The 671-nt window shown below is 30.8% G+C and carries 1 pseudogene; it reads left to right on the forward strand.

The window, feature by feature from the left end:
- Positions 1-157: 157 nt before the first annotated feature.
- Positions 158-671: pseudogene (locus G3997_RS06430) on the forward strand (hypothetical protein); the annotation flags it as partial.

The raw sequence follows: 671 nt of genomic DNA on the forward strand, positions 1-671 counted from the left end.
AAATTATATATATATAACAACTTAAAACCTTAATAATTCAATATTATATCATATAATAATTTAGCCTACTATATAGTGTCCCTTTTTTGTGCTTTTAATCATATATCTATAGTATGTAGTTTTGAGCTACTAAAATATTTTATATGGAGTGTTGTTTATGCATAAAGACTATATTAATGTTGACAAATGCTGTGGTTATAAAACTACAAAGCCATCTTGTAACAAGAAAAACAATGATTATTGTAATAAAAAATATGATATGAATCCTGTGTTTGTATATCCTATAAACTTATGTGATATGCAAATATATCAAGTACTATGCCAATGTATGGGTAGAGTTGTAGGATTAAAACTAGTAGATAGTGACTGTATATTAAGATTAAAAGTAAAACAAATAAATCAATGTGCTGTTATGGGAACAACTTCTTCTGGAAAAGGACCTATATATGTTAAATTATCTTCTATACAATATGTAGATTTAGGAAAAGAAACTTATGTAAATCCACTATGTAATGTTGGTGGTATGGTTCAAGGAATACAAGGACCTGCTGGTCCTCAAGGTCCTCAAGGTCCTAAAGGTGATAAAGGCGATAAAGGAGATATGGATCCTGCCGGTCCTGCTGGCCCTAAAGGTAATAAAGGTGCTATGGGTCCTATGGGTCCTATGGGTC

The sequence above is a fragment of the Romboutsia sp. 13368 genome (assembly GCF_018336475.1).
In the GTDB taxonomy this organism is placed as follows: Bacteria; Bacillota; Clostridia; order Peptostreptococcales; family Peptostreptococcaceae; genus Romboutsia.